Consider the following 26,634-nt stretch of genomic DNA (forward strand, 5'->3'; position numbering starts at 1 on the left):
AGAGGAGATTACACCAGTGCGCTTGTTTCACAGAAAAATGGCCATTTTAGTAGTGGCTGTGTTACTCGTCCTTTGGCTGGCTAGCTCTCTCGCCCAGGGTAAATATAAGTTTGCCTTTATGGAGAAAACAATTACTGTTGTGTTGGCGCCTGTTCAATCGGTTGTTAGCAATGTTGGCTTTACCTTTCGTAATATTGGTTTATCCACCGGTGAATTAATGACGGCCTATCGTGATAACAAAGCGCTGCGGATAGAAAATGAAAATCTTCGGCAAAGCAATTTGAATATGACTGAAATTATGGCAGAGAATGCACGCCTTCAAGGTATGTTAGAGTATAAAAAAGGGGTACCACAGTTTGATTTGGTGACAGCTGCAGTCGTAGGACGTGATCCTGGGAGCTGGACAAGTACGATTATCATTAATCGTGGAACTGCTGACGGTATTGCTAAAGATATGCCTGTGGTTACTCCTCAGGGACTTGTCGGCAGCGTTGTGAGTGTATATGCGAACGTGGCTAAGGTGAATCTGATTCTTGACCCTCGAAGTGCAGTGGGGGCATTGGTACAACGTCCAGAGTCGAGAGTCGCAGCTATTGTAGAAGGACATAGCGCTACACCCTTAGCGCCAAGAATGGTAAATATTGCTCGGGATGCTGATGTGATAAAGGGTGATAAGCTTATTACATCAGGATTTGGCGGTATTTATCCTAAAGGGATATTAATTGGTGAAGTAGTAGACTTGGTTAATGAAGAAGGTGGTTTGTTAAAATATGCTGTCTTGAATCCTGCAGTAGATTTTGATAGACTAGAAGAGGTCTCTATTATTTTGCGTTCACGTGAACCGATTCCTACCTTGCCTCCGACAACTCAAATTGTATCTCCTGATGCTTCAGGAAAAACACCAGTGCCGGCTCAGGGAGTAAGACAATGAATATATTAATATGGGGTGGCGTACTTCTAATAACGATTATTGTGCAGTCTACGCTAATACCTCTTATTTCAATCCGGGGTATTTTTCCTGATGTACTGCTGATAATCGTGGTATCCTATGCCCTGCTGTCTGGTAAAGAGAATGGAGTCGGTATGGGCTTTTTTGCAGGATTATTACAAGACTTAGCGTCTGGCGGTATTTTTGGAATTGGCACGTTGTCCAAATTATCAACTGGCTATCTCTTTGGGATGGCAGAACGTAAAGTATTTAAAGAACATGTGCTGTTACCAATATTAGCTACGTTTGTTGCAACCATATTTAATGGGTTGACCGGGATGCTGCTATTAGTATTTTTTGGCTACAAGGTTGACCTAATTGCCGCACTAACACAGAATATAATGCCTCTTATTGGCTATAATTTACTTGTGGCAGTTCCCATACATCATGCTGTATATCGCTTGATTAAATTTACTGCAGAATAAAGCAAAAATATAAGGTCTATGGCTTTCGTCTGTATCTAAAGGACTTGGCACTAGCCAAGTCCTGTTTTAAGTTTTAAAAATTGGGGGGAGAAAGGAGGATGTCATCATGTTGGTGAAACGATCAAATTACAGGCTGGATGTGCTGGCAATTATTATTCTTTTAGTATTTGTAGCTTTGGTTAGTCGTTTAGGATATTTGCAAGTCGTCCAAGGGAAATATTATGGAGAAAAAGCAGATGGTAATCGTATCAGACTTGCTCCTATAATGGCTCCTCGCGGCATGTTTTATGATCGAAATGGCATTCCCCTTGTCTCGAATCGTCCCGGTTTCGCAGTATCATTACTGCCGATTTCCGGGCCCGTTCCTGATGATATTATTGTTAAAGTAGCCAGTATCTTAAATATAGCTCCTGATGAAATCAAAAAGAAGTTAAGTCAGCATAATGGCAGATTTGAGCCGATTCGTATTAAATCAGATATTGGTCCAGATATTGTAACAAGGATTGAGGAACGTCGTGCAGAATTGCCAGGTGTAGTAATTGAAATTCAGCCGATTCGGAATTATATTAATAACGAGCTAGCTGCTCACTTATTTGGCTATGTCAGTGAAATTAATGATGTAGAATTGGAAGAGGCCAAAGAAAAATCCAATGAGTATAAGAGTGGCGATATTATTGGTAAATTTGGCTTAGAAAAAGTATATGATCGTGAATTACGTGGAATAGATGGAGGGAATCAGGTTGAAGTGGACGTAACCGGCCGTCCTGTCAATGTATTAGGACGAAAGGAAACCGTGCCGGGGAAAAACCTAACATTAACCATTGATTATAAAATACAAAAAGCAGCTGAAGTAGCAATTGACGAACAACTTACATATTTGCAAACAAAGAGTGAGTTTCGGAATGCGAAAGCAGCAGCGGCTATTGCGATGAATCCAAAAACAGGAGAAATTCTGGCGATGGTAAGCAGGCCGACTTTTAACCCTAATTTATTTTCAGGTGGGATTTCTAGCAAGGATTGGAAAGCGTTAAATGAAAACCCCAATAATCCTATGAATAACAAAGCCATTTCAGGAGAATATCCACCCGGATCTACTTTTAAACTGGTTACAGGTGCCGCAGCTTTGGAACTTGGCAAGGTAACTCCTGAGGAAAAAATCCTAGATACAGGGAAACATTGGATCATTGATAAAGGAAATGCTGAAGGAGAAGCCTTAGGATGGATTAATTTTAAGGAAGCTCTGACTAAGTCTGATAATGTTTATTTTTATGAAATGGGTAATCGCTTAGGAATTGATAATTTAGAAAAATATGCACGTATGTTTGGTTTAGGAGTCACGACAGGCATTAATTTGCAAGGGGAATCAGAAGGTCTGGTTGCCAATCAGCGCTATAAAGAGAAGGTATATGGTGAGGAATGGTATCTATCTGAAACCTTTGATGCGGCTATCGGTCAAGGTTTTCAACTAACAACTCCCTTGCAGGTTGCTGTATTAATGAGTGAAATTGCTAATGGGGGTTATCGGTATCGTCCTTATTTAGTGAGTAAGATTAGTTCAGATAAGGGGGAAGTTATCAAGACCTTTGCTCCTGAAGAAGTGGGAAGAATACAATTATCAGATAGAACCCTCACCCTTATTCGGGAGTCACTTCGAGATGTTGCCCTTGAAGGCGGTACAGCTGCTCAAGCATTTCGTGATTTTCCCATAGCCATTGCTGGCAAAACGGGCACAGCAGAAAATTCTCATGGCAGTGATCATGGCTGGTTTATCGCTTATGGTCCTTACGAGGATCCTCGAATCGTAGTTGTAGTGATTGTAGAACAAGGGGGATTTGGTGCAGGATCTGCTGCGCCAATTGCCAGAAAGATTATGGAGGCAGCCTTTAATCTGAATCAAGATCCTGCAACAGTACAGCAAACCCATAAACCTCATACTGCACTATAGGAAAAATGCTGACATGTTCAGAAAAAGAAGGCTATCTTGCTGCGATTTAAACAAATCGCAGCAAGATAGCCTTCTTTTTTGATTCTTGGTAGTCGTATTGTCCCGTATTTTAGATTTTAAAATTAACTTCTTAAATTTGGCAGGATTATTGACGAAAAGCGCGAATTCTAAGTGGCAGATATATGTAACCTGTAAGAAGACTTGGGAGATGGACATGCGAGAATATGTAATATTTAAAGGCAGCAGAAATGGTTTACAATTAGTACTTGATGCATCTGTAGAATTTGAAATACTTTTAGACAATTTAGCAGTTAAACTAGAATCGGCAGTTGATTTTTTCTCGCGAGGGACGATGGTGGAAGTGCCAGCCAAGGTACGTAATCTTTCTTTTCAGGAACAGGAAGAATTAAGTAAATTGCTGGCTGGTTATGGATTGGTCTTTCGTGAAGTCAATGACCAATGTGCAGATGATATGATGTCTGAGCCTAAAGTTATAGAACGGCTAGTTGTTGCGAAAACCATACGCAGCGGTCAGGAAATTATTCATCCGGGTGCCGTGGTTATTGATGGTGACGTGAATCCTGGTGCAGAAGTAATAGCCGGCGGAGATATTATTGTAAACGGGACATGTCGCGGTGTGGTACATGCAGGGGCTTATGGAGATATAAGTGCCACTATTACAGCCCAGCGTTTATTAGCTTCGCAAATTAGAATTGCTGGACTAATTGCCAGAGCACCGGATCATTTGGATCAACCCGATCAAGCTGAGGTAGCACTTATTGAAGACGGGATTGTCATTATAAAAACAGTTAGTAGGCAAGAAGATGAGATGTACAAATTACAAGCATAAGTAAAGCAGGCTAAAGTCTTTGGCATTGGTCTGTATACATAGGAGGATCTATATGGGGGAAGTTATTGTAATAACATCGGGCAAAGGCGGCGTTGGAAAAACTACCACTTCAGCCAATCTGGGGACTGGTTTTGCATTGCAGGGAAAGAAAGTAGTGTTAGTTGATGCAGATATTGGACTACGTAATTTAGATGTAGTGATGGGACTTGAAAATCGAATTGTATATGATTTAGTGGATGTTACAGACGGAAATTGTCGGCTAAAGCAAGCATTGATTCGGGATAAACGTTATGAATCCCTCTATCTTTTACCTGCGGCTCAAACGCGTGATAAAAATGCAGTAACTCCAGATCAAATGAAACAACTGTGTGATGAATTAAAACAAGATTTTGATTTTGTGATTATTGACTGCCCTGCCGGTATTGAGCAGGGATTCAAAAACGCAATAGCTGGGGCTGATCGGGCGATTATTGTAACTACGCCTGAGGTATCAGCGGTGCGTGATGCTGATCGTATCATTGGCTTATTAGAGTCAGAGGGGAAACATAACCCTAAACTGATTGTAAATCGTATCCGTCCTCGCATGGTTAAAAAAGGTGATATGATGAGTATCGATGATATTATTGAGATCTTAGCTATTGACCTATTAGGCATTATACCAGAGGATGATTATATTGTTGTTTCAACTAATCGAGGAGAGCCAGCAGTTGTCAATCCTATTTCCCAGGCAAGTACAGCGTATAAGAATATTGTTCGGCGTTTAATGGGAGAAAATATACCATTAATGATTATTGAAGATAATACTAGCTTTTTTAATAAATTAAAGAAAATATTTAATCTTTAAGGGAGGAATAAAAATGCTTGAATTGATTCAAAAACTTTTTGGCAAAGATTCTAATTCTTCAAAAGATATTGCCAAAGAAAGACTACGATTGGTACTGGTTCATGATAGGGTTAATGTTTCTCCCCAATTGATGGAGACATTAAAAGATGATATGTTTAAAGCCATATCGAATTATATGGATATCAATGAAAAGTGCATGGAAGTGAATCTTACTCATACTGAATCATCCGTAACTCTCGTTGCTAATATTCCTGTGACCAGTATGAAAAGAGGCGCTATGTCAAAGAGATAAGCTGGTAGGAGCGGTTTACTACTTATGAATGAGAGCGGCGGTTTTATCATTGTATAAAAATTACCATTAGGCGCAGTATAGTATACTGCGCCTTTTATGTGGACGAAATTGGGAAATGATATTATAATAAGAAATGACTTGATATGGAAGGTATGTGTAAGGTATGTTAAATCGGCGTCTATTACGAAATTTAGATTTTGTTACAATTACTACAACAGTGATACTGATTTTAATAAGTTTGGTAGTAATCGGCAGCGCAACTCATATCAATACACCTGGTGAAGAACGATATTGGTATGTTGAGCGCCAAGGAATGTTTGCCCTGTTTAATGTGATTTTCATAATTATTTTATTGAACTTTGACTATAAAGTACTAAGTAAATTTGCCAATGGGCTGTATGGTATCAATTTAGTCATGCTGTTGGCTGTTATGTTTATCGGTCAATCAGCTCTTGGCGCGCAGCGATGGATACAAATAGGTCCTATTAGCTTGCAGCCTTCAGAGTTCTCCAAGTTAATTATGATCATTGCATTAGCGGATATGCTGGACAAAAAAACAGGGAAACTCAATTCATTTAAAGATCTTATACCCATTTTTTTATACGTGGGTGTACCTTTTTTGTTAATTTTAAAGCAGCCTGATCTTGGGACTTCTCTTGTGTTTTTAGCTATTTTATTTGGTATGCTCTTTATTGCAGGGATTAAAAGTAAGCATTTGATGATGATTTTTGGCGCTGGTGCTGCTTTGATGCCTATATTTTGGCATTTCCTAAAGGATTATCAAAAAATGCGATTGTCTGTATTTATTGACCCCAATGTTGATCCGTTAGGATCTGGTTATCATATTATACAGTCTAAGATTGCCATTGGATCAGGAATGCTATTGGGTAAAGGACTTTTTGGCGGCACCCAAAGCCAGTTGAACTTTTTACCGGAAAACCATACAGATTTTATTTTTGCTGTGATTGGTGAGGAACTTGGCTTCATTGGAGCGGTTTTAATTTTATTGCTGTATTTTATTCTCTTATATCGTGGTGTAAAAATTGCTGGTGAAGCAAAAGATAATTTTGGAACGTTGCTAGCGACAGGAATTACCTCGATGTTGACGTTCCATGTATTAGTGAATGTAGGGATGACTGCCGGTATTATGCCGGTAACCGGTATCCCCTTACCTTTAATGAGTTATGGAGTTAGTGCTCTTACTACGAATATGATTAGCATTGGTATTTTACTAAATATCTATATGCGTAGACAAAAGATTATGTTTTAAATATATGCAATGCTTTAAAATGTAACGTAGATTGTTAGTCTGTATGTAGGTCTCAGCATGTACAGAAGATGCAAGAGGATGCACCGCCAGGTGCATCCTCTTTGAAATTCTAAGCATATATTGCGTTCCTTTTCTCATATATATTCTATAGTAATAGGTGCTGGTGTGGGGGTGCGATATGGCAAAGCTATGGAATAAGTTAAGAAAGAATCGATGGGGCGAAACAAGGGAAACGGATTATTCATGGCAGTATCAAGAGGAAGAGGTGAACTATAATTGGCTTAAAAAGACAATTATAGCAGGTATTGTGTTTGCAATTGTATATTGTGCTCATATATCGGAAACGGCCATAGGGAGAATCATGGATGATGGGGTTCGTTATACCTTAACAGCGCAAACAGATGTGAATTATGTAGTGGAAAAAATCATTAGTGTGGCTCCGGAAAATCTAGATCTCTCAATACTTAAAAGAGTTCAGACTACAATATCCAAACCTGCAGATCCATTATTGTATATGCATGCGCCTGTTACAGGGAAAATTACAGTTCCATTTGGCTGGGGCGTTGATCCTGTGTTAAAACAAGAAAAAATGCATGAAGGAATTGATATGGAAGCTGCTTTAGGAACGAGTGTGCAAGCAGCTGCTCCTGGTAAGGTAAAAATGATTACGGATAGTGCCCAATTGGGAAAGGTAGTAATCATCGAACATAGTCAGGAGATTGAAACTGTATATGGTCACTTAGGAGAAGTTCTTGTACAGCAAGGGGATGCGATTAGCCAAGGACAGATTATTGCTAAAGTAGGTAAAAGCGGCATGGTAACTGGACCTTTACTTTATTTTGAGGTGAGGGAAAACGGTAAGGCCATTGATCCTACTACTCGGTTAAAGGGAGAGTTTCCTAAGGGAGAGGAGAAGTGAGTTGATTGCGGGTTGCTAATGTAGCAGGGATAGACTTGATCGTGAGTTATTGGTTTATCGCAATGATCTTATTCTTCTCTTTAGCTGGTATGATGGTGAAAGTACTTCTCGTTTTTAGTGCAGTTCTCTGGCATGAATTAGCTCACGCAGGGGCTGCTATAGCCTTAGGATTTTCAGTGCGTGAAGTGGAGTTGCTGCCCTTTGGTGGTGTGGCACGAATCGAAGGATTGGGGGCAGCCAGTTCAAAAAGTGAGATGATAATAGCCGCCGCCGGACCAGCAGCAAGTATGGTTTTGGCGGCGATTGTTTATGGTAGTATGTTTTATTTTAATTTGTGGACTGAAATATGGGATTTTTTTTACAAAGCGAATATCATGCTGGCAATCTTTAATATGATACCAGGTTTACCTCTTGATGGTGGGCGCATTTTTAGAGCATGGCTGGCTTTATATATGGATTATGGAAAGGCCACTGCTGTTGCTGCTGGTGTCAGTAAATGTGTAAGTATTTCATTGGTATGCATTGTGATTTTTCAATATGTGCAAGGCAGCACAATAAATATCTCTTTTCTAGTAGCAGCTATTTTTTTATACACAACCGCAAAGAGTGAATTAAAGGTGGCTGGCTTTCGTACTTTGCGCATCATGGCTCAAAAGAAAACCTTACTGCGCTCAAGGGGAATGATGCCAACGATACATCTTACCGTTATGAAAGGTGTATTGCTTAAGGATATTGTTCGTTTGTTTCGTCCTGATCAGTATTATGTGATGCTGGTGGTAAATGATGATTGCAGAGTCTGCGGCACCTTAACGGAGACCGAGGTATGGGAAGGGTTGCCAAAGAATGGTCTACATGCTAGTATTGGTGAGCTGATAGATTCATGAAGCATCTGTAATGAATAAAGCCATCCTATAAGATTATTCGTGAATATAGCATTTTAGGCAGGAATTTTTCTTATTATGTAGAACGTAAGGTAGGATATCTGACTAAACTTTGGATATTTTTGGGCAGTATATATATAATCGAGTAAAATAAACAATATATGTGCTACTCGATTTTTATACAATAATTTTTGAAGCAAAATTTGGAGGTTAGTATTACTTATGATAACTTTAGATCCTGCCATGTTAAATCGGGTCATAAAACCTGCCCGATACACAGGGAATGAATGGAACAGCATAAAGAAAGACCATGATACGGTCTCTGTAACAGTGGCTTTATCCTTACCGGATGTATATGAAGTCGGCATGTCAAATTTGGGATTAAAAATTTTGTATCAAATACTAAATAACAGGGAAGATACTGCTGCAGAGCGGGTATATGCACCTTGGGTTGATATGGAAGCTGAGATGCGGGAGCGTAATATCCCTCTTTATACCCTGGAAAGTTTAAAGCCAGTTAGGGAATTTGATATAGTTGGCTTTTCCCTTCAATATGAAATGAGTTATAGCAATGTATTAAATATGTTGGATTTAGCAGGAATTCCCTTGTTTACAGCAGAACGGGATGAACACATGCCGATTATTATCGGGGGCGGACCTTGTACATTTAATGCAGAACCTGTTGCTGACTTCTTTGACTGTCTTGTTTTAGGAGAAGGCGAAGAAGTAATGGAAGACATTATTGCGGCAGTCTCATCCTGGAAAAAAGCAGGAAAAATAAATGGTAGATCAGGAATTTTAAAAAGTCTAGCTCAGATTGGTGGAGTTTATGTACCCTCGCTTTATGATGTAACGTATCATGAAAATGGTATGGTAGCCGAAGTGCTGCCTAATTGCCCCGAAGTCCCTTTGGTTGTGACCAAGCGAGTGGTAAAAGATCTGAATAAGGTAGAATACGCTACAAGACCCATTGTGCCTTTTCTAGATATTGTCCATGACCGCATTATGCTGGAATTGTTTCGGGGCTGTACCAGAGGGTGCCGTTTTTGCCAAGCGGGAGTGCTGTATCGACCAGTACGAGAACGTCGTCCAGAATTGCTCTTGAAAATGGCTAAAGAAATGGTAGACAGCACAGGATATAATGAAATATCTCTCACTTCCCTCAGTTCAGCAGATTATTCTTGTTTGCCTGATCTTGTTGACTCTTTAATGGGAGAACTAAAAGAACAGGGGGTGAGTGTGTCTTTGCCATCCCTTAGGATTGACAGTTTTTCCATTGATCTTGCACAAAAAGTGCAGCAGGTGCGAAAAAGTGGTCTGACATTTGCTCCCGAAGCAGGTTCTCAGCGTATGCGGGATGTGATCAATAAAGGAGTAACGCAAAAAAACCTAGAGGATGCTGTGAGTGCCGCTTTTCAGGCGGGATGGTCCACGGTAAAATTATATTTTATGATGGGATTACCGACAGAAACTGATGAGGATGTGCTGGGAATTGCGGATCTGGCTTACAAAGTACTGGATCTATATAAGGAAATAAAAGGACGCAGGGGAGCAAAAGTAACAGTAAGCGTATCTTGCTTTGTTCCCAAACCTCATACTCCTTTTCAATGGTTTGGTCAAGATCTTGCCAATGAATTTGAACGCAAGCAGCAATTATTAAAAGCGCGTCTTCGGGATCGAAGTATTACCTTTAATTGGCACGATGCTCGTACCAGCTTCTTAGAAGGAGCCTTTGCCCGTGGAGATAGAAGATTAGGACAAGTACTGCTGAAAGCCTGGCAAAATGGTGCCAGGTTTGACGGATGGTCAGAGTATTTTAAATATGATGTGTGGATGGATGCTTTTAAGACTTGTGAAATCGATCCCTATTTTTATGCAACCCGCCATCGGGATTTTGATGAAGTGATGCCATGGGATCATTTATCTTCGGGTGCGTCAAAACAATTTTTGCAGCGTGAATATGAGCAGGCTGTAACAGAAGAATTAACATGTGACTGTAGAAGGGAACACTGTAGTGCTTGTGGTGTATGTCCAGGACTCGGTGTTGAGGTATTAGATTGGGGGAGTCGGGCATAATGGCAAAATTACGTTTAGAGATTACAAAAGGGGAAGAAATACGCTATATTTCTCATCTGGATTATGCCAGCGCCATGGAAAGAGCGATTATACGAGCCAAATTGCCCGTGGCCTATTCAGAAGGGTTTAACCCTCATATGAAAATATCCTTTGCTTCTGCTTTAGCTGTAGGGGTAACAAGTCAAGCTGAATATATTGATATTGAATGTAAGGAAGAGATTGATGTAAATCAGGCAGTAGAGCATCTCAAAGCTTCATTACCTATGGGAATTCGCATAAAAGGTGCTGCTTATATGCAAGGAAATGTTCCTGCATTAATGGCCATTGTCAACCTAGCTACTTATGAAATAACAGTACCGTTGTTAGCAGAGGATATTGGGATTATTGAGGATAGTATCCGATGGTTCAATGAAGCTGAAGCTGTTTTATATACGCGAGAGTCTCCTAAAGGGAAAAAAGAAATTGAAATAAAGCAATATATGGCAAAGCCCATTACCCTAACAGCCTTGGATAAGGCAGTGCGTCTTATTTTGGAAATCCAAATTACTCCGACGGGCAGCATTAAGCCAGGAGAAGTCTTAGGAGCCTTGGTGGCTATGTTTGATTTACCTGTAGACATTGATAATCTCTTGATTCACCGTACTGGACTTTATATTAGTAATGCAAATAGACAGGTGTCACCTGTAGAGCTGTAAGAAAGAGGAAGCAGTAACCGCAGCAATTTTTCAAGAGCAGTTATAAAATGATAATAATGTAAAAATTAAGAAAGGAGGGAACGGGATGGGAAAAACAATTGTGGTGAATATGACGCCAGAAGAAACAAGAATGGCAATTTTGGAAGATAAGGAATTGATTGAAGTATCCATAGAGCGAACTAAAAGTGGTCACAGTGTTGGCAATATATATAAAGGCAAAACAAAGAATGTACTTCCTGGTATGCAAGCGGCATTTATTGATATTGGGAGAGAAAAAAATGCTTTTTTGTATATTGGCGATGCATTGCCTCAGGGTGCTGCTCAGGCGCTTGCTGATACTGCCTTAACAGTGGGCAAAGACGTTATGGTTCAGATTGTAAAGGATGCAATTGGTACTAAAGGACCTCGGGCGACTACACACTTAACCTTGCCAGGACGATATGTCGTATTAATGCCTACCGTCGATTATATTGCGACTTCAAGACGTATAGGGGATGAAGAAGAAAGGATACGGCTAAAAAAAATTATTGAGAAAGTGCGGCCGGAAGGTATGGGGGTTATTATTCGTACCATGTCTGAAGGTAAAAGTGAAGAGGATCTGCAAAAAGATATTGAGTATCTTTATAACCTATGGAAGGCACTCGTCGCCAGGAGTAAAAGAGCTGCTGCGCCGATCTTGCTGTATCGTGATGTGGATTTGGTAATTCGTATCGTACGTGATTACTTAGCCGATGATGTAGAAACATTTATTTTGGATAACCAGGATGCCTATGGACGAGTTTGTGATTTGCTTAACTATATGTCACCAGAACTGGTAAGCAGAGTTACCCTTTATCAAGGGAAAGAAGATATTTTTACGCATTTTGGGATTGATGAAGAGTTAAAGAAAATCGGCCAGCGTTCCATTTGGCTTGCATGTGGTGGTTATATTGTAATTGATAAAACAGAAGCGCTAACGGTTATTGACGTGAATACAGGAAAGTTTGTCGGGTCTACTAATTTATCAGATACCGTTTTTCGAACCAATTTAGAAGCAGCAAGCGAAATTGTTAGACAAATACGTTTACGGGATATTGGCGGCATTATTATTATTGATTTTATCGATATGGATAAAGAAGAACAGAAACAGGCAGTATTAGCTGCGCTAGCAGAAGAATTTAAACGTGACCGTACAAAAACCAATATACTTGGTTTTACTGGCTTGGGCTTAGTAGAGATTACACGAAAAAAAGTTCGGCAAAATGTAGAAGGAATGCTTTATAATGAATGCCCATGCTGCGAAGGACGCGGCAGGGTACAGTCCCCTGAAACAGTAATGATTAACATCTGGCGCAAGATGCGTTATATCATGAGTCAACCCAGGAGGCAGGGACGTCTTGTCATTCAAGTGCATCCTCTTGTTGCGGAAATGATTAAAAGTCAAGGCGAGTTAACCCGTATGGAACACGAGTTGGCTTGTTCATTACGGGTAGAAGCATTATCTGAAATGAATCCTGAGATGTTTTCCATCTTGCATGAAAGTGATTCGTCGGGAAAATAATTGACAAAGCCCCGTGCATATGCTATCATCATTCAATGTAGGCGCTTATGCTTATGTGTGTCCCAAACCGCACGGAGAGGTTCCCCAAATTCTTTTTGAGTGATCTCAAAAAGATACCACATTCGGCGAGTACAAGAACGAGGGAGGTGTAATAATAATGTACGCAATTATTCAAACTGGTGGTAAACAATATCGCGTTTCTGAAGGTGAAGTTGTTTTCATTGAGAAAGTTGAAGCTGCAGAAGGCGAAGCAGTAGAATTCGATCGTGTACTTACTGTCGTAACAGAAGGTAATGTAGTGATTGGTCAACCTCTAGTAGCTGGCGCTAAAGTAACTGGTAAAGTTCTTTCTCAAGGTAAAGAAAAGAAGATTTTTGTTTTCAAATATAAAGCAAAATCGAATTACCGTAGACGTCAAGGTCATCGTCAACCGTTCACTAAGGTTGTGATCGAGAAGATTGAAGCATAAGAATGATCAAGATAAAGATTATTCGAAACCCAGAAGAAAGTATCGTTGAGTTTCGTGTTACTGGACATGCAAATCAAGGTCCTCATGGGCAGGATATTGTATGTGCTGGTGTATCAGCCTTAACGCAGACTGCTGTGCTGGGATTGGATCGTCACTTAAGAGCCAGAATGCATCTGGATATTGCCAGTGGCAATTTAAAGATGTGTTTATTAGATAATCCGGATCGATTAACGAATGCTGTGTTGGAAACGATGCTAATTGGTTTAACCGAGATTGCAAAGGCAAATCCGCAAAGTGTCCGTATCTCTGAACACAGGAGGTGAAGTACAGATGTTTAATTTTAATTTACAGCTATTTGCTCATAAAAAAGGTGTAGGTAGTACTCGTAACGGTCGTGACAGTGAGTCCAAGCGTCTTGGCGTTAAACGTCACGCAGGCGAAGTCGTGACTGCTGGCAGCATTTTAGTTCGCCAGAGAGGTACTCATTTCCATACTGGTCAAAATGTTGGCATTGGTAAAGATGATACCTTATATGCAAAAATTGCTGGGCGTGTGGCTTTTGAACGCAAAGGTCGTAACGACCGTCAAGTAAGCGTATATCCTACAGAAGAAGCTATCTAATCATTACACCTGCGGCTATCTTAAAGCCGCAGGTATTATTTTTTTTGAAGTTGTCTTCTTCAAAGTAGTTGCCTTACATACAGCAGACAAAAATATCTATAAAACCACACTGGATTGTTGTATAATAGTATAAAATAGTTTAAGATGGGGCTTACAATAGAAGGGATGATTGAAAATGGAAAATCATGAAGTGTGTGAAGAAATTATTACTTTATTGAGAAAGCAACGGCATGATTTTGTTAACCATTTGCAAGTTATTCATGCCATGCTGCAGATGGGCCGTAGAGAAAAAGCTCTTTTATACATAGAAGAGTTAGCGAAAGATCCTGCCTTAGTATCTGATGCTGTAAAAGCTTATGAAGAACGCTGTGCTTACCTGCATAAAACCTGATCATTCGTGATGGTTAACAGCGACTTTTTTGAAGTGGACAAGTTCTACCAAAGTGCTAACACTCTATCTTTGACTCGGTAAAGATTTTCAATAAGGCTTTATTTTCCTTATTAATGCTTCTAAATCTTTGCTTTAAAAGAATAGAGTTGGCGTGTAATTTATTGCATATTGACATATATTACTGATAATAGAGCATGTTGCAAAACATGCAGCCTTATGAAAGAGTCTATTTCATAATCTGTAATTGACTCTGATGATGAATACATAGATAGGTTTATACCTAAAGGGGTTTTAAAAAATGTTTATTGATAGAGCAAGAATTCATGTTGTATCTGGTAAAGGCGGTAATGGTATGTCTAGCTGGCGCCGGGAGAAGTTTGTTCCCAAAGGCGGTCCAAGTGGCGGGGACGGTGGTCGAGGGGGAGATGTTATATTAATCGTTGATGCCAACACCAACACCCTGATTGATTTTCGTTATAAACGTAAATTTGTTGCCAACAATGGTGTCAACGGTCAAACGAAAAATATGCATGGTCAGCATGCGGAGCATACCTATATTAAAGTACCACCTGGTACACTGGTGAAGGATGCTGATACAGGAGAAGTAGTAGCTGATTTGACGAAAGTCGGTCAGCAGGCTGTTATTGTAAAAGGCGGCCGTGGTGGTCGAGGTAATGCCAGATTTGTTAATAGTGTTAATCGAGCGCCTACCTTTGCAGAAAATGGTGCACCTGGCGCGGAACGTTTTTTACAACTAGAACTTAAATTATTAGCAGATGTTGGATTAGTAGGATATCCTAGCGTAGGAAAATCCAGCATTATATCTGTTGTATCTGCTGCTAAGCCTGAGGTAGCAGCATATCATTTCACTACCTTGACGCCGGTTCTTGGTGTGGTAAGCCTCGATGAAGGCCATAGCTTTGTGCTGGCTGATATCCCTGGTTTGATTGAGGGAGCCAATGAAGGTATTGGTCTTGGACATGATTTTCTTCGCCACATTGAGCGTACTAAGGTTATTCTTCATGTTCTGGACGTATCTGGTTTGGAAGGGCGCGATCCTATAGAGGATTACAATAAAATAAATAATGAACTGAAACTATATAATGAGAAATTAGCGACTCGTCCGCAGCTGATTGTTGCTAATAAAATGGATCTGGCAGAAGCGCAAGAGAACTATCCAAGGGTGGCTGAGTATATGAAAAAACTAGGATATGAACTGTACCCTGTTTCAGCAGCCACAGGAGAAGGATTGCCAGAACTTATGCAGCAGACTGCTAAATTATTGTTAGAACATGTAGAGGTGCCCGAAGAAGCAGAAGGTACCGTTGTATATGAAGCAAAACAAGAAGATGACTTTACCATCGGTCGTGACACAGATGGTGCGTTCTTAATCCGTGGCAGGGGAATTGAAAGATTAGTTGCGATGACTAATTTTGATAATGATGAAGGTGTACGACGCTTTCAGCAGCTCTTTAAACGTATTGGTATTGAAAGCGCCCTTAAAGAAAAAGGGGTTCAGGAAGGCAATACTGTACGGATTGGTGAAATGGAATTTGAATTTAGAACATAAAGGGGAACAATAAGTGGAAGAAATTACAACATTAACAGGTAAGCAAAAACGATATTTACGATCCTTGGGAAGCACTATGGACCCTGTAGTGCAGATTGGTAAAACAGGAATGTCAGCTAGTTTGCTGGATAGTACGAAAGATGCATTATTCGCGCGTGAGTTAATAAAAGTACGTGTGCTCCAAAATTGCAGTGAGGCACCGAAAGAAATAATTGCACAATTGGCAGAAGCAGCAGGGGCCGAATTAGTCCAGGTTATCGGGCGCAATGGCCTTTTATATAAACGGAACCGCAATCCAGAAAAAAATCATAAAATAGAATTACCTAGTTAAGAACAAAACGTAACCACAAAGGCACCAAAAGAATATTCTTTTATGCCTTGGTGGTTCAAATTTTACATACGGGTGGGAGTGACATGTTTACCAGAGAAAATTTAAAAAAAGCCAAGCGAGTAGTGGTTAAAGTAGGAACCAGTACATTAACACACAGTACTGGTAAATTGAACTTGTGGCGAATTGAAAAATTAGTGAGAGAGTTAGCGGATCTTGCTAATCAGGGGAAAGAAATTATTCTGGTTTCTTCAGGAGCAGTTGGTGCTGGTATGGACGTTTTAAGTCTCAAAGAACGGCCGAAAACGATTCCTGAGAAACAGGCTGCCGCGGCCGTTGGTCAAGGCAGGCTAATGCATACCTATGATAAATTGTTTGGTGAGTATGGGCAGGTAGTAGCCCAAGTACTTCTAACTCGTGAAGATTCAGTAAAGCGGACTCGGTATACTAATTCTCGCAATACCTTATTAACACTTTTAAAAATGGGCGTTATTCCAGTGATTAATGAAAATGATGTTGTAGCCATTGATGAATTAAAGATCGGCGACAATGATACATTGTCAGCCATGGTAGCTAGTATTGTGGATGCCGATGTATTAATTATTTTATCGGATATTGAAGGCGTATATACAGATAATCCTCAGAGGAATCCAGATGCACAGCTTATTAGTGAAATAGCAGATATTACTCCCGAGATTGAATCCTTAGCTGGTGGTGCAGGTACACTGCGAGGAACTGGTGGTATGCATACGAAAATTCAAGCCGGAAAAATTGCTGTTAATTCTGGAGTTACGATGATTATTGCATCAGGGTTGCAAGAGGGGATTCTGCGTCAGGTGCTAGAAGGGGAAAATGTGGGAACCCTCTTTCTCTCCAAAGAAAATCGTTTGCATGTACGAAAAAAATGGTTAGCCTTTGGTGCACGTATTCAGGGAGTGCTTACTGTGGATAAAGGCTGTGAGCAGGCTCTGCTGTCCGGAGGTTCCAGCCTGCTGGCAGCAGGTATTACTGCAGTCACAGGAGAATTTGAACATGGTAATACAATTAGTGTTGTTGCTTCCGAAGGCAGAGAAATTGCCAGAGGAATAGCCAATTACAGCGGTACAGAAACCAGAAAGATTATGGGACTTCATACCAATGAAATCCATGGGATATTAGGGGCAAAACCTTACGATGAAATTATTCATCGGGACAATATGGTATTATTAGTGTAAAGGAGAGAGGTTATATGGATCATCTTATAGAACTGCAAATGAAAGGTAAAAATGGGAAGCAAGCAGCAAGAAAGCTTGCAACACTATCCACTCTTACTAAAAATCAAGCTCTTGAAAAGATGGCAGAAGCCTTAGAAAAAGAATATGCTATTATTTTAGCCGCCAATGCTATAGATATAGAAAACGGCAAAGGGAAAGGCTTATCTCAGGCCTTACTTGACCGTTTACTTTTAACCCAAAGTAGAATTGAGGCCATGGCTGATGGCTTGCGGCAGGTTATAACGTTACCCGATCCGATTGGTGAATTATTAAGTAGAGACCAACGCCCCAATGGTCTGGAAATCAGCAAAGTGCGAGTACCCTTAGGTGTGATTGGAATTATCTATGAAGCTCGCCCCAATGTTACCGTAGATGCAGCAGGGCTTTGTCTAAAAACAGGAAATGCTGTGATTTTGCGCGGGGGATCGGAAGCGATTCATTCGAATAAGGCAATTATTCAAATCATTGCTCAAGCTGCTTATGAGGCCGGAATTCCGGCAGGGTCCCTTCAATTAGTTGAAACTACGGATCGACAGGCTGTAAATGAGATGCTGAAACTCAATGAGTACCTAGATGTAATTATTCCTCGTGGTGGTGCTGGGCTGATTAAAACTGTAGTAGAAAATAGCACAGTGCCTGTTATTGAAACGGGTACTGGCATCTGTCATACTTTTGTTGATGAATCTGCAGATTTGAAGATGGCAGAGGCTATTGCATTTAATGCTAAGGTTTCTCGCCCAGGTGTATGCAATTCTATGGAAACACTATTGGTACATGAGAAAATAGCAAAGCAGTTTTTGCCAGAGATGCTTGAAAAATATCAGCAAGCTGGTGTAGAGCTAAGAGGATGTCCTATAACAATTCAGTTTCATCAAGGAATAAAGTCAGCTACTGACGAGGATTGGGCTACTGAATACTCTGACTTTATCTTATCTGTAAAGGTAGTAAAAAATCTCGACGAAGCGATAGAACATATTGATCAATACAGTACTCGCCATTCGGAAGCCATTGTTACGAAGAGCCTTGAAAACGCCAAGCGCTTTCAGCATGAAGTAGATGCAGCAGCTGTATATGTAAATGCTTCAACTCGTTTCACGGATGGATTTGAATTTGGTTTTGGTGCTGAAATTGGTATTAGTACACAGAAATTGCATGCCCGTGGGCCTATGGGCTTACCAGAACTCACTAGCAGCAAATATATTATTTCTGGTAATGGACAAATAAGAGAATAACAATATACGACGCTAAATAAAAATAAGTTGAGCCTAAAGATCAGTTACGGACTGATCTTTAGGCTCTTTCTTTATAACAGCAGAATTTATAAGTTTAAGGGAAAGCTGAACACAAAGGACACGTAGTGTTTTTCTTATATGGACTCTCACCAAAGTTATGATGATGACATATATTATAATACATATTTGGCAAAGCCTTATTGCTAGATGCGAAAGTTTACGGAACATCAATTAAGTACAAAGGAGTTGATATTTATGATTATGACTAATGGTGAACCGATGCACTCATTCGATATACAGCAGCTTAAATGGGCGCTACGCAGAGGGAAAATGGACGTATGGGAAAGTACACCCGGCGAGAGCCACCCAACTGCTGTTGCAGAAACGGTAAGTGCAGGGGAGAATCCTCCTGTATGTACAACGGTTTTAGATCAGATTACTGCTATCGAGAAAATGATGAATCAGCAAATTGCCTTATTCAGAAATGAATTTGCGGTTTTTATTCAAGCACAAGTGAATCAAGAAAAAGCGTTGCGCCTTTCTGAAACAGAGTGGCAAAAAAGACTTGTAGAACATGAGAGTAAAATGTTAGCCGAGATGTGGGAGATGAGACAAAGTATTATTGGAGAATTTACTACTTATTTTCAGTTATTAGCAGAGCAATTACAGAATAGAGATCACTTAATACATAAGGAAATATCTTTGATAAAAGAACAATTAAATGAGATGCACCAGTATCAGGAATATCATAAAGAACAAGATTTAGCTTTAGCAAAAGAATGGAACCAAAAGATTGAAGAATGCCAAATACAACTGATAAATTGTATGCAACACATACAAACTGTACTTGAAGAAATAAATGTAAGCGACATTAACAATCAAAAACAAGAAGATTTTTGCCTTAAAGAAATTGCACTTATAAAAAGTGAAATAGAACATTTACAAGAAGCATATCAGATAAAAGAAGTAAGACCAAGAATCCTAGATGCTGAGCCTTGTGATGGTGATTTACCAGACTCAAGCCAGATCGATATGCTGCAAGCAGTAGAAGTAAGGGAAGAACTGGTGAGAAAGAAAAAACGACGACAGCGGAGAGGATAAAATGTGATGGAAAAAGTAGCATTGATTACAGGAATAACAGGTCAGGATGGTGCTTATCTGGCTGAATTTTTACTGGAGAAAGGCTATATTGTTCATGGTATAAAACGGCGTAGTTCTTTAATAAATACAGCTCGAATTAATCATCTCTATCAGGATTTCCATGAAAAACAAGTCAAATTCTTCTTGCATTATGGCGATATGACAGATGCCACCAATTTAATCCGAATTATTCAGGAAGTACAACCCGATGAAATATATAATTTAGCAGCCCAAAGTCATGTTCAGGTTTCTTTTGATACACCAGAGTATACTGCGAATGCAGATGCCTTGGGAACCTTGAGGTTATTGGAGGCATTACGCATATTGAATATGACTGATAAAGTTAAGTTTTATCAAGCAGCTACCAGTGAGTTGTTTGGAAAAGTTCAGGAGACTCCCCAGAAAGAAACGACTCCTTTTTATCCTCGGAGTCCGTATGCTGCGGCTAAATTATATGCCTATTGGATTGTTGTTAATTATCGGGAAGCGTATAACATGTTTGCTTGTAATGGAATTTTATTTAATCATGAATCACCGATTCGTGGCGAAACCTTTGTTACACGCAAAATTACGAGAGCCGTAGCCCATCATAAACTAGGGGTAGGCAGTATCTTATATTTAGGCAACTTAGATGCAAAAAGAGATTGGGGATTTGCTGGTGATTATGTAAAAGCAATGTGGCTTATGCTGCAGCAGGAAAAGGCAGAGGATTACATCATTGCGACGGGAGAGACTCATTCGGTACGTGAATTTGTGGAACTAGCCTTTCGTGCTATTGGAGTGAATATTGAATGGCAAGGAGCAGGTATAGAAGAAAAAGGCATAGATACAGCGAATGGAAAGACTTTGATTGAGGTAGATGCCCGTTATTTTCGTCCAACAGAAGTCGATTTGTTGTTAGGTGATGCCACGAAAGCCAAAGAAAAGTTAAAATGGACTCCAGAAGTTAGTTTGATTGAAATGGTAGATATGATGGTAACGCAAGATATCAAATGGATGGAACGTGAATTATTATGCCAAAAATATGGCTTTAGCACTGAAAGTATACGGAAAGCTAAAGAATAAAAATAAAGCTCTTTTAATAGAAAAATATCTCTAAAGGAATTTTTCCTATATTATTACATGTGGAGGCAGACTATGGATAAACATGGCAAAATCTATATTGCCGGCCATGGAGGTTTAGTCGGAACAGCAATTCTAGGCAAATTGAAGAATCATTTCTATAAGAATATTATATTTCGTACTAGCAAGGAGCTAGACTTGCGCAATCAAGAAGATGTGGCTACTTTTTTTGCCATTGAGCAGCCAGAGTATGTATTTATGGCTGCTGCAAAAGTAGGGGGTATATTAGCGAATGATACTTATCCAGCTAATTTCATCTACGATAATGTAATGATGCAAGCCAATATTATTAATGCTGCTTATCAAAATAAGGTCAAAAAGTTATTATTTCTGGGAAGTTCTTGTATTTATCCTAAATTAGCTCCTCAACCGATAAAAGAAGAATATTTGTTAACGGGTGAGTTAGAAGCTACCAATGCACCTTACGCAATTGCTAAAATTGCAGGAATAACAATGTGCCAAGCGTATAATGAGCAATATGGAACAACTTTTATTTCTGTTATGCCGACGAATCTATACGGACCTAATGATAATTTTGATTTAGCATCATCTCATGTACTACCAGCGCTTATTAGAAAGTTTCATGAAGCAAAAATGAATCATCTATCCAATGTCGAAATCTGGGGTACAGGCAAGCCACGGCGGGAATTTTTGCATGTAGATGATTTAGCTGATGCATGTCTGTTTTTAATGAATCAATATCAAGATAACCAGCCGTTAAATATCGGAGTAGGTAAAGATATTTCTATTGCTGAATTGGCAACCTTAATTGCTGCAGTTGTGGGATATTCAGGTAACATTATGTATAACACCGCGATGCCTGACGGAACTCCTCGTAAGTTATTGGACGTATCGAAATTGGCAAATCTTGGTTGGTGTCCAGCAATAGAATTAGAGGATGGTATACGCCGCACATACCAATGGTATTTAAAAAACTTAGTAATTTGATGATAGCAAGTTTACAGATTGTGTCGCCTTAACAGAGTTTGTGTGACAATAAGTAAGATATATTCGGAGAATATTAGGGGGAACTACATGTCTATACCAATTGTTTTTATGCACTATGGCGATAGTGAATATCTGGAGTATAGTTTACTACAAGCAAAAAAATCGAATAAGGATAGCGATATTATATTAATTGGTGATGACAGCAATAACAAATATTCTTTTGTTAAACACGCTAATATAAATGATAGTCAATCTGGACAAGATTTTGCGAAAATTTATCAACATATGAGTTTTAATGACTATGCATATGAACTATTTTGCATTCAGAGATGGTTTATGTTAAGAGATTTTATGGCTAAGCATCAGATAGCCCGGTGTTATCATCAAGATTCTGATGTAATGCTGTATGAGGATATTTCAACGGAAAATGTCGCAAATTACGATTTTGCTTTCTGTGGCGGGATTTCAGGTGGGATTGCCTTTATTAACAATTTCGAAGCGTTAGATGGTTTTTGTAAATTTATTACTGCATTTTACACGGTACAATCTCTTACTGAGGAGCTAAAAAAAATATATCAAATGGTTATAAAACAAGTACCAAATGCTGGTATTTCTGACATGATATTTATTAACCTATATTGTAATATGAGACATCATCCAGAAAAAATTTTTGATTTGTCAATTATTGAAAACAATGCAGTATTTGATTTGAATATAAATTTAACAAATGAATATGAACAATGGCATGGTCGAAAAAAGATATATTTTACGACAAAGGGAGTATTATGCAAAAATTTAGTATTAAATACATTTATCAAATTTAAAGCACTTCATTTTCAGGGAGAGGCTAAAATGTTTATGAAATACTTTGTGCAAAAAACACCTGAGGAGTGTATTATACCCGTAACTTTTGATTATTCATCCTGCCAATGGCAGGAGGTTCATAATTTATAATTCAATTAATTTTAGGAAGGAGAGGTGTTTTTTTTTGATAAAATCAGCAGTTGCTATTCAGTATGATGATGAGGAGCTAACTGGAAATATAAAAATAGTTTTAAAAAATATTCCCGAAATAACCATTGTTGATAACAGTAATTGTGAAAAAATTGTTTTGGGGGAATGTGGTAGAAAGATAAGATGGTTAAGTAATAAAATAATACAGGATTTTCCTGAGGAAAAGCATATTGGATTGATTTTTAAAACTTCCGAGGAATTAATATTACATTGGTTTGCTGTTTTGGATGCAGGGAAAGAGCCACTTATCATGCAATATCCAACTAAAAAACAAAGTATGATTTATTGGCATAACTCCGTTAGTCACACCATTTCTTCTAGTAATATTCAGGGCGTAATATGCGAAGCAGGTATTAAATCATTGGGGATTGAAAAATTAGTAAAAACTATTTTCTTTGAAGAAGAAATTCTCGAGGCGGATACCAGCTGTGATGAAATTATTAATGGTACGTTTATTCAGTTATCATCAGGTACTACTGGTTTTCGCAAGGGTATGAAATTTACTTTCAAAGAATTATATAGTTATATACAAAATTATAATGAAATAATGGATATGAAGGAAACAGATTGCATCGTATCTTGGTTACCTTTGTATCATGATATGGGATTTATTGCTTGCTTTACGATGCCAATTTTTTTAGGTGTTAAACTAGTTTTAATTGACCCGATTGTTTGGGTTACTAATCGCTCTATATTATTTAAAACAATCGCTGATTATAAAGGTACACTTTGTTTTATGCCTAACTTTGGCTTTGAAGTTATGAGTAAGGAAAACTTAGATATTCCAATTACCACAATGAGAAAATGGGTTTCTGGTGGAGAACCTGTTAAAAAAGATACGATGGTACGCTTTTGTGAGCATTTAGGTGCTAACTTGCAATCGATATCCGTAGTTTATGGATTCGCTGAAACGATTATGGCGATATCCCAAAGCAATGGTATAAAAAGCCATGAAAAAGATGGTAGAGACGTTGTAAGTTGTGGGGCGATTATTCCAGGTACTTTTATCAAAATAATTGATAATCAGATATTCGCCAAAAGTGGCTATTCTATACAGTGCTATCTAGATCAAATTAGTATAGTAGATGAAGAAGGGTATATTGCTACTGGGGATATTGGATTTATGGAGAATGGAGAACTATATGTGGAAGGGCGCAAACATGATATTATGATTCAGGCAGGACAAAAGTTTATGCTCAATGAAATGGATACGATTCTCGCCCAAGTTGCTCCAGAGTGGGCAGGTCGTGGTGTATGTTTAGCCAAAGATGATGAAGGAACTGGAACCCAGACACTTCTAATTCTTTTAGAAAGAGCAGATATCATTGATAGCGAACAGTATAGAGAATTGGCAAGTCGTTTAAGTCAATCATTACCAGTGGAACATTTTGAATTATACTTTGTTCCTGACCAATTTTTAACGAAAACTTCATCAGGTAAAATTAATCGCAAAAAAACATATGAGGATTTTCAGAAATTTAAAAATTGGGAGAATTTTAATAAAAGTATTGAACTGCATATGCACGATGAAATCAAGCGACATTTTCAAGGAATACCTTTTGATTTACCAATAGCAGAGGCTTTAGATTCATTAGGTCTTATCATTTTAGACAGTATCGTGAAAAAAGGTGATATTAAGATCAATAAGTCTATGACATTAAATGAGGTTGTTGAAGTGTGTATGCAAAAAAACAGGAATCAGGTTCCTCTGCGCTCAGACGCAAGAAAAGTGATATCTCTTGTCTCGATGATGGATTTTTCTTTTGTTCTCCGCCTGACTGAAGAAGATATGAAATTTATTTCAAACGCAGTAGGTATGCAGGTAGAATTCGAGCATGTTTGCATGCCGCCAGCACCTATTGTTGCTCACGATTTAATATTTTGCGATTTTTTCCTCTGTCGTAATTATGATGAACGATACTCTTATTATTATGAGTGTGTACAAAAAATTAAGGGCGCTAGCTTGCTTCTTCTGGATGATCATGCAGAATTTGCTGTAGGAGGTGCAGGTACATTTCCTGTGATGGATACAAAGTTTAATAGAAGTCCTGTCAGTGATTATGTAGTATATCGATGGCAGAAATATGCAAAAAATCATCATTTGCTACCTGTGGGGGATGTTGTCCATGGTTCGTCTCTTTCACCTGCAATGCATTTGGATGCAATTAAGAAAATCACGGATTATTTAAATGTACCCATTTTTAAAGTTGCGGTATGTGAAAAATACAAGCAGCATACTGCTGACTGGGAATATAAGGACTATAAATATAATTTTAATGTTATTTATGAGGGTAAACCAGACTATAGTAATCATGATAAGATAGTTGCTGCTTTGTGTGATTTTATCAATCAAAACAAACACAGGATAAAAACTAAGGATGTTGTTAGCGTAAATAACAGCCCTGACTATAACGATTTGTGGCATTTCTGTTCTTATGCTGTCAATCCGCTATTTATTGAGCAAGTTATTAATCGCTTTAATAGCTTCATTATTCACGGATTTCCTTGTAGTTTGCATTATTTACAAAAAAAATTAACAGAACAAGGCAAGAAATTCTGTTTTGTTCCTGCTTTAAATGCTAGTGGTGGTTTTGATCCTGCATTAGAAGCAAATTATGAGTGTGTATTGCAAACAGGAAGTTGGGGAACACCTAAGACATCATTACCTGTATTGTCACTTATGTTAGCTGGTGGACCATTGTTCGCTAATTTGCCCCCTGATTTTAAGATAGACCAAAAGATATTAGATTTTTCATTTATTGCTCTTCCTGAGGATATTAAGAACTATTTGAATAATAAGTAAAGTAAAACCCCGCTTCAGCGGGGTTTTACTTTACTTATTTTAATAGGTTTATATCATTTAGTAACATTTCTTCGATAATTGTTGAAAATTTGGTTTTAGGCTGCCAGCCTAAATCTTTATGAATATTGGAAGCATCACCTAAAAGAGGAACTTGTTCTCCGGGTCTGAAAAAGTTGCTGTCGATTTCTATATAGTTTCTATAGTCAAGATCTACCAATGAAAATGCAAGATCCAATAGATCGCGAACCGTATGAGGAATACCAGTGGCGATTATATAATCTTTAGGACCATAGGGGTTGTTTAGCATCATCCACATGGCTTCCACGTATTCAGGGGCGTATCCCCAATCTCTGATGGCGTCAATATTGCCCATTTGAATTTTGTCTTCGCGGTTCAAGTATATCTTAGCAGCTCCTGAGGTAATTTTTCGTGAGACAAAGGCATGATTGCGGCGGGGTGATTCATGGTTATAACAAAATCCAGTACAGGCGTATAAGCCATGATGTTCACGATAGTTCTTTACCACGTAATGACTGGCTAACTTTGAAATTCCATATATAGAACGAGGGTTAAATCTTGTTGTTTCTTGTTGTGGTACAACATCAGTGTTGCCAAATATTTCACTTGAGCCTGCAAAATAAAATTTACACTGTGGTACCAATTCTTTGATACTAGAAAGAAAGAAATGTGTTGGATTTAAATTGGTTTCAAGAATAGAAGCTTCATCCTCAAAAGAATAGCTAACAAAGCTGGCTGCGGCTAAATGATAACATTCATCGGGCTTTATGGCATCAATAAGCTTGTAAATTGATAAATGATTATTTAAAGAACATACATGCAGCTTTAATTGGTTAAAATCATTTTTCAAGAAGGAGAGCTTTTGATGGTTTTGGATACTTGAAGGTCTAATTACTCCATGAACTTCATATCCTTTTTTGAGTAATAGTTCAGCTAAATAGGAACCATCTTGCCCATTAATCCCAGTAAGAAGAGCTTTTCTCATTTTCATCCCACCAGT

26 protein-coding genes are annotated in these 26,634 nt (G+C 38.7%); 25 read left to right on the top strand and 1 reads right to left on the bottom strand.

Annotated elements, in window-relative coordinates; genetic code table 11:
- Positions 1-16 precede the first annotated feature (16 nt).
- From mreC to FR7_RS09025, 25 genes are all read left to right on the top strand, one after another.
- Entirely contained in the window at positions 17-931 is a 915-nt protein-coding gene (gene mreC / locus FR7_RS08905) for a rod shape-determining protein MreC (protein WP_007936202.1), read from the top strand.
- Positions 928-1,413: a rod shape-determining protein MreD gene (mreD, locus tag FR7_RS08910; protein WP_007936203.1), complete on the top strand. Its 486-nt coding sequence runs from the start codon at positions 928-930 to the stop codon at positions 1,411-1,413. The genes mreC and mreD overlap by 4 nt, the downstream gene beginning before the upstream one ends.
- Positions 1,414-1,519: 106 nt before the next feature.
- Positions 1,520-3,358: a penicillin-binding protein 2 gene (mrdA, locus tag FR7_RS08915; protein ID WP_007936204.1), complete on the top strand. Its 1,839-nt coding sequence runs from the start codon at positions 1,520-1,522 to the stop codon at positions 3,356-3,358.
- Positions 3,359-3,572: 214 nt separating this feature from the next.
- Positions 3,573-4,208, top strand: a complete 636-nt coding sequence (minC, locus tag FR7_RS08920; protein WP_007936205.1) for a septum site-determining protein MinC — start codon at positions 3,573-3,575, stop codon at positions 4,206-4,208.
- A 52-nt stretch (positions 4,209-4,260) separates the two neighbouring features.
- On the top strand, positions 4,261-5,052 hold the full coding sequence (minD, locus tag FR7_RS08925) for a septum site-determining protein MinD (RefSeq protein ID WP_007936206.1): 792 nt from the start codon (positions 4,261-4,263) through the stop codon (positions 5,050-5,052).
- A gap of 13 nt (positions 5,053-5,065) precedes the next feature.
- Positions 5,066-5,344 carry a cell division topological specificity factor MinE gene (gene minE / locus FR7_RS08930; protein ID WP_007936208.1) on the top strand — a complete coding sequence of 93 codons (279 nt, stop codon included), beginning with the start codon at positions 5,066-5,068 and terminating at the stop codon, positions 5,342-5,344.
- A gap of 163 nt (positions 5,345-5,507) precedes the next feature.
- A complete protein-coding gene (gene rodA, locus FR7_RS08935) occupies positions 5,508-6,614 on the top strand; it encodes a rod shape-determining protein RodA (protein WP_007936209.1) in 1,107 nt (368 codons plus the stop codon).
- Between the two features lie 178 nt (positions 6,615-6,792).
- A complete protein-coding gene (locus tag FR7_RS08940; protein ID WP_007936210.1) occupies positions 6,793-7,533 on the top strand; it encodes a M23 family metallopeptidase in 741 nt (246 codons plus the stop codon).
- 5 nt (positions 7,534-7,538) lie between these two features.
- Complete coding sequence (locus FR7_RS08945; protein ID WP_007936211.1) at positions 7,539-8,417, top strand: M50 family metallopeptidase; 879 nt, start codon at positions 7,539-7,541, stop codon at positions 8,415-8,417.
- Positions 8,418-8,636: 219 nt separating this feature from the next.
- Positions 8,637-10,490 (top strand): TIGR03960 family B12-binding radical SAM protein, encoded by a 1,854-nt coding sequence (locus FR7_RS08950; RefSeq protein ID WP_007936212.1) that lies wholly within the window; start codon positions 8,637-8,639, stop codon positions 10,488-10,490.
- Positions 10,490-11,185, top strand: a complete 696-nt coding sequence (locus tag FR7_RS08955; protein ID WP_007936214.1) for a TIGR03936 family radical SAM-associated protein — start codon at positions 10,490-10,492, stop codon at positions 11,183-11,185. Before FR7_RS08950 ends, FR7_RS08955 begins: the two co-directional genes overlap by 1 nt.
- Positions 11,186-11,270: 85 nt before the next feature.
- The gene (locus tag FR7_RS08960) at positions 11,271-12,725 is read left to right on the top strand and encodes an Rne/Rng family ribonuclease (RefSeq protein WP_007936216.1); all 1,455 of its coding nucleotides are present in this window, start codon (positions 11,271-11,273) and stop codon (positions 12,723-12,725) included.
- Positions 12,726-12,882: 157 nt separating this feature from the next.
- A complete protein-coding gene (gene rplU / locus FR7_RS08965) occupies positions 12,883-13,194 on the top strand; it encodes a 50S ribosomal protein L21 (protein ID WP_007936218.1) in 312 nt (103 codons plus the stop codon).
- Positions 13,195-13,196: 2 nt separating this feature from the next.
- A complete protein-coding gene (locus FR7_RS08970; protein ID WP_007936220.1) occupies positions 13,197-13,517 on the top strand; it encodes a ribosomal-processing cysteine protease Prp in 321 nt (106 codons plus the stop codon).
- Between the two features lie 7 nt (positions 13,518-13,524).
- Entirely contained in the window at positions 13,525-13,815 is a 291-nt protein-coding gene (gene rpmA / locus FR7_RS08975) for a 50S ribosomal protein L27 (protein ID WP_007936222.1), read from the top strand.
- A gap of 175 nt (positions 13,816-13,990) precedes the next feature.
- Positions 13,991-14,206: a Spo0B domain-containing protein gene (locus tag FR7_RS08980; protein WP_007936223.1), complete on the top strand. Its 216-nt coding sequence runs from the start codon at positions 13,991-13,993 to the stop codon at positions 14,204-14,206.
- Positions 14,207-14,504: 298 nt separating this feature from the next.
- Entirely contained in the window at positions 14,505-15,776 is a 1,272-nt protein-coding gene (gene obgE / locus FR7_RS08985) for a GTPase ObgE (protein WP_007936225.1), read from the top strand.
- A gap of 13 nt (positions 15,777-15,789) precedes the next feature.
- Positions 15,790-16,107, top strand: a complete 318-nt coding sequence (gene yhbY / locus FR7_RS08990; protein ID WP_007936227.1) for a ribosome assembly RNA-binding protein YhbY — start codon at positions 15,790-15,792, stop codon at positions 16,105-16,107.
- 83 nt (positions 16,108-16,190) lie between these two features.
- On the top strand, positions 16,191-17,318 hold the full coding sequence (proB, locus tag FR7_RS08995) for a glutamate 5-kinase (protein WP_007936229.1): 1,128 nt from the start codon (positions 16,191-16,193) through the stop codon (positions 17,316-17,318).
- Between the two features lie 14 nt (positions 17,319-17,332).
- Positions 17,333-18,589: a glutamate-5-semialdehyde dehydrogenase gene (locus tag FR7_RS09000; RefSeq protein WP_007936231.1), complete on the top strand. Its 1,257-nt coding sequence runs from the start codon at positions 17,333-17,335 to the stop codon at positions 18,587-18,589.
- A 255-nt stretch (positions 18,590-18,844) separates the two neighbouring features.
- Positions 18,845-19,690, top strand: coding sequence for a hypothetical protein (locus FR7_RS09005; protein WP_007936233.1), 846 nt, complete (start codon positions 18,845-18,847; stop codon positions 19,688-19,690).
- Positions 19,691-19,696: 6 nt separating this feature from the next.
- A complete protein-coding gene (gmd, locus tag FR7_RS09010) occupies positions 19,697-20,794 on the top strand; it encodes a GDP-mannose 4,6-dehydratase (protein WP_007936234.1) in 1,098 nt (365 codons plus the stop codon).
- Positions 20,795-20,866: 72 nt separating this feature from the next.
- Positions 20,867-21,799, top strand: a complete 933-nt coding sequence (locus tag FR7_RS09015) for a GDP-L-fucose synthase family protein (RefSeq protein ID WP_007936235.1) — start codon at positions 20,867-20,869, stop codon at positions 21,797-21,799.
- Between the two features lie 87 nt (positions 21,800-21,886).
- A complete protein-coding gene (locus FR7_RS09020; protein WP_007936236.1) occupies positions 21,887-22,753 on the top strand; it encodes a hypothetical protein in 867 nt (288 codons plus the stop codon).
- A gap of 34 nt (positions 22,754-22,787) precedes the next feature.
- A complete protein-coding gene (locus FR7_RS09025; RefSeq protein WP_007936237.1) occupies positions 22,788-25,616 on the top strand; it encodes an AMP-binding protein in 2,829 nt (942 codons plus the stop codon).
- Positions 25,617-25,650: 34 nt separating this feature from the next.
- Here FR7_RS09025 and FR7_RS09030 read toward each other — a convergent pair whose 3' ends face one another.
- Positions 25,651-26,619, bottom strand: coding sequence for a GDP-mannose 4,6-dehydratase (locus tag FR7_RS09030; RefSeq protein ID WP_007936238.1), 969 nt, complete (start codon positions 26,617-26,619; stop codon positions 25,651-25,653).
- Between the last annotated feature and the right edge of the window lie 15 nt (positions 26,620-26,634).

Source organism: Pelosinus fermentans DSM 17108 (assembly GCF_000271485.2).
Taxonomy (GTDB): Bacteria; Bacillota; Negativicutes; order DSM-13327; family DSM-13327; genus Pelosinus; species Pelosinus fermentans.

What these genes read in the sequence shown, in the direction of transcription:
- rplU (WP_007936218.1), top strand. Translation starts at nt 12,883, where the DNA reads ATGTACGCAATTATTCAAACTGGTGGTAAACAATATCGCGTTTCTGAA.
- mreD (WP_007936203.1), top strand. Translation starts at nt 928, where the DNA reads ATGAATATATTAATATGGGGTGGCGTACTTCTAATAACGATTATTGTG.
- minC (WP_007936205.1), top strand. Translation starts at nt 3,573, where the DNA reads ATGCGAGAATATGTAATATTTAAAGGCAGCAGAAATGGTTTACAATTA.
- FR7_RS09030 (WP_007936238.1), bottom strand. Translation starts at nt 26,619, where the DNA reads ATGAGAAAAGCTCTTCTTACTGGGATTAATGGGCAAGATGGTTCCTAT.
- minD (WP_007936206.1), top strand. Translation starts at nt 4,261, where the DNA reads ATGGGGGAAGTTATTGTAATAACATCGGGCAAAGGCGGCGTTGGAAAA.
- FR7_RS08940 (WP_007936210.1), top strand. Translation starts at nt 6,793, where the DNA reads ATGGCAAAGCTATGGAATAAGTTAAGAAAGAATCGATGGGGCGAAACA.
- FR7_RS08955 (WP_007936214.1), top strand. Translation starts at nt 10,490, where the DNA reads ATGGCAAAATTACGTTTAGAGATTACAAAAGGGGAAGAAATACGCTAT.
- FR7_RS08980 (WP_007936223.1), top strand. Translation starts at nt 13,991, where the DNA reads ATGGAAAATCATGAAGTGTGTGAAGAAATTATTACTTTATTGAGAAAG.
- FR7_RS09000 (WP_007936231.1), top strand. Translation starts at nt 17,333, where the DNA reads ATGGATCATCTTATAGAACTGCAAATGAAAGGTAAAAATGGGAAGCAA.
- FR7_RS08950 (WP_007936212.1), top strand. Translation starts at nt 8,637, where the DNA reads ATGATAACTTTAGATCCTGCCATGTTAAATCGGGTCATAAAACCTGCC.
- FR7_RS09005 (WP_007936233.1), top strand. Translation starts at nt 18,845, where the DNA reads ATGATTATGACTAATGGTGAACCGATGCACTCATTCGATATACAGCAG.
- rpmA (WP_007936222.1), top strand. Translation starts at nt 13,525, where the DNA reads ATGTTTAATTTTAATTTACAGCTATTTGCTCATAAAAAAGGTGTAGGT.
- obgE (WP_007936225.1), top strand. Translation starts at nt 14,505, where the DNA reads ATGTTTATTGATAGAGCAAGAATTCATGTTGTATCTGGTAAAGGCGGT.
- proB (WP_007936229.1), top strand. Translation starts at nt 16,191, where the DNA reads ATGTTTACCAGAGAAAATTTAAAAAAAGCCAAGCGAGTAGTGGTTAAA.
- FR7_RS09015 (WP_007936235.1), top strand. Translation starts at nt 20,867, where the DNA reads ATGGATAAACATGGCAAAATCTATATTGCCGGCCATGGAGGTTTAGTC.
- FR7_RS08970 (WP_007936220.1), top strand. Translation starts at nt 13,197, where the DNA reads ATGATCAAGATAAAGATTATTCGAAACCCAGAAGAAAGTATCGTTGAG.
- FR7_RS09020 (WP_007936236.1), top strand. Translation starts at nt 21,887, where the DNA reads ATGTCTATACCAATTGTTTTTATGCACTATGGCGATAGTGAATATCTG.
- minE (WP_007936208.1), top strand. Translation starts at nt 5,066, where the DNA reads ATGCTTGAATTGATTCAAAAACTTTTTGGCAAAGATTCTAATTCTTCA.
- gmd (WP_007936234.1), top strand. Translation starts at nt 19,697, where the DNA reads ATGGAAAAAGTAGCATTGATTACAGGAATAACAGGTCAGGATGGTGCT.
- mrdA (WP_007936204.1), top strand. Translation starts at nt 1,520, where the DNA reads ATGTTGGTGAAACGATCAAATTACAGGCTGGATGTGCTGGCAATTATT.
- FR7_RS08960 (WP_007936216.1), top strand. Translation starts at nt 11,271, where the DNA reads ATGGGAAAAACAATTGTGGTGAATATGACGCCAGAAGAAACAAGAATG.
- rodA (WP_007936209.1), top strand. Translation starts at nt 5,508, where the DNA reads ATGTTAAATCGGCGTCTATTACGAAATTTAGATTTTGTTACAATTACT.